The 2399-nt window shown below is 66.4% G+C and carries 2 protein-coding genes and 2 pseudogenes; 1 reads left to right on the top strand and 3 read right to left on the bottom strand.

Annotation, left to right across the window (positions count from 1 at the left end; all coding sequences use genetic code 11):
• The 3 genes and pseudogenes from ACFVIM_RS34615 to rfbA all read right to left on the bottom strand — a co-directional run.
• Positions 1-235: pseudogene (locus ACFVIM_RS34615) on the bottom strand (hypothetical protein); the annotation flags it as partial.
• Between the two features lie 96 nt (positions 236-331).
• Positions 332-595 (bottom strand): hypothetical protein, encoded by a 264-nt coding sequence (locus ACFVIM_RS34610; RefSeq protein ID WP_384310212.1) that lies wholly within the window; start codon positions 593-595, stop codon positions 332-334.
• 393 nt (positions 596-988) lie between these two features.
• A complete protein-coding gene (gene rfbA / locus ACFVIM_RS34605) occupies positions 989-1861 on the bottom strand; it encodes a glucose-1-phosphate thymidylyltransferase RfbA (protein WP_384310214.1) in 873 nt (290 codons plus the stop codon).
• A 312-nt stretch (positions 1862-2173) separates the two neighbouring features.
• Here rfbA and ACFVIM_RS34600 point away from each other — a divergent pair.
• Positions 2174-2399, top strand: a pseudogene (locus ACFVIM_RS34600) (activator-dependent family glycosyltransferase); the annotation flags it as partial.

Genomic DNA, 2399 nt, shown 5'->3' with positions numbered 1-2399 from the left:
CGATGTCCGAGCCGCCGAAGTGGCGCTTGAGCTCCGGTCTGAGGGCGAGCAGCCGTCCCATCCCGTGGTCGCGGCCCACGGGTACGGCGGTCAGCCCCGCCCTGGTGGTCTCGTCGGCCAGCTCGGGCTGGCTCGCCACCCGCACCTCGTGGCCCGCCGCCGCGAGGGCGCGGGCGAGCGGTACCTGGATATAGAGATGGGTCCTCTCCGCGTAGAGGACGAACAGCACCCGCATGGGCGAGGACACCTCCGTGGTCGTGTGCCGTCCCGCTGGCGGGACAGCGCACGACGACCGTCGCGGCGCCCCCGCCCGGGGTACGGCTCTCGGGGATCAGTTGGCGGCGGTGGTCGGTTCGGCGGCGGTTCGCGCCGTCGCCACCACGAAGTCGGCGAAGGCGTCGAAGTCGCCGCCCTCGAAACCGTGCATCTCCTCCAGGATCACCACGTTCAGCACGTCCTCCAGATGGAGCACGAGCTGGATGACGGTGAACGAGTCCAGATCGTGCATGCCGACCTGGTCCGCGGTGACCCCGTCACCCGCGTAGAACTGGTCCAGAAATCCCTGGATCTCTTTTCTGACGGAAGTCCTGTCCATGGCCTCAGCCTTTCTCACCACATGTCTGGACGGAATCAACATCCAACGGCCCGTCCGGCATCTTCGACGATTCAGCGCTGCGTCGTTCAGCATTCCAGCAGTCAGCGCTTCAGCAGGAATTTCCCCGAGAGTCCACGATCGGTCAAGCGGCAACCGCCGTCGGACCGCGGCGGCGCGAGGACGGAGGCATGATGCCCGGTGGGTGGTACTCAGTGGATGATTTCCGGTACGCGCTACCGGACACGCGAGGTCCGGACGTGCCGTACGGAGATAATGGCCCGGGCATGATGCCACCACCCGTGCCGCCATGCCGGAATATCACGCCGATGACCGAAGCCCGTCGCCTGCGGTCCGGTGCACGGCAGACCGGACCGCAGACGGAGTCCCCGGACATCAGGAGAGCGCCAGCGCCACCTCGCGCACATAACGACCGTAGTCGGAATTCCCCATCGCCAGGCCCAGTTCATGGCAGTCCGCGCCCGAGATGAATCCCATCCGCAGCGCGATCTCCTCGATACAGGCGACCCGTACCCCCTGGCGGTCCACCAGCACCTGTACATACTGGCTCGCGTCGAGCAGGGAACGGAAGGTCCCGGCGTCCAGCCAGGTGAAGCCACGGCCCAGTTGGACGAGGCTGACCCGGCGCTGTTCCAGATACATCCGGTTGATATCGGTGATCTCCAGCTCGCCGCGCGCCGAGGGGCGCAGTGACCTGGCCATCTCCACCACATCGCCGTCGTAGAAGTACAGCCCGGTGATGGCGTTGTGAGAACGCGGCCGGGCGGGCTTCTCCTCGATGCCGGTCAGATTCCCCTCCCGGTCGGTCTCCCCCACCGCATAGCGTTCGGGGTCGGCCACGGGATAGCCGAAGAGGGTGCACCCGTTGTCCTTCTCACGGGCCTCGCGCAACAGGTCCTGGAACCCGGCGCCATGGAAGAGATTGTCCCCGAGTACCAGTGCCGAGCGTTCCGCGCCGACATGGCGGGCACCGATCACATAGGCGTCCGGTATTCCCCGGGGTTCGGGTTGCTCGGCATAGCTGAGGTTGATACCGATACGGGAGCCGTCCCCCAGCAGACCCTGGACCGCGGGCATGGATTCCGGGGCCGCGATGACCAGGATGTCCCTGATTCCTGCCAGCATCAGGACGGAGAGCGGATAGTAGATCATGGGCTTGTCGTAGATCGGCAGAAGTTGTTTGGTGGTACCCGCGGTGATGGGCATCAGACGGCTTCCCGTACCGCCCGCGAGGATGATCCCCTTCATCTCGTTCTCCCGTTCGGTCATGATACGGATCGGATGTTGCCGAACCCCCGGCATGGTGCGTCGTCGCTACCGCCTGACGCAATCGGTCCCTTGAATGCACGGCGTGCGCACCCGTGCGGCATAGCCGCCACGAAACCGCCGCCCTGGCCGCCGCCGATAAACGGCGGTCGGCACAGAGCGACCCACGTATGCCAGACCCCCGTATGCCGGACGCAGATATGCCGGACACACATATGCCGGACCCACGTACGTCAGACACGCGTACGCCAGGACACGCGTACGTCGGACAGCAGAGAACCGGAGGAGATTTCGATGCGCGTACTCTTCACCGCCTACGCGGTGCGAACGCATTTCTTCAGCATGGTGCCGCTCGCCTGGGCGATGTCGGCGGCGGGCCACGAGGTGCGGGTGGCGAGCCAGCCGGGCCTGGTCCCCGACATCACGGGGGCCGGGCTGACCGCCGTACCTCTCGGCCGCGACCACCAGATGTGGCGCGTCCTCAAGGCCCGTCACGGCGATGAGCGCTGGTCACTGCTGC

The organism is Streptomyces sp. NPDC057638 (genome assembly GCF_042800315.1).
GTDB lineage: Bacteria > Actinomycetota > Actinomycetes > Streptomycetales > Streptomycetaceae > Streptomyces.
The sequence above is the reverse complement of the archived record's forward strand: the minus strand, read 5'-3'. Positions and strand labels throughout refer to the sequence as shown.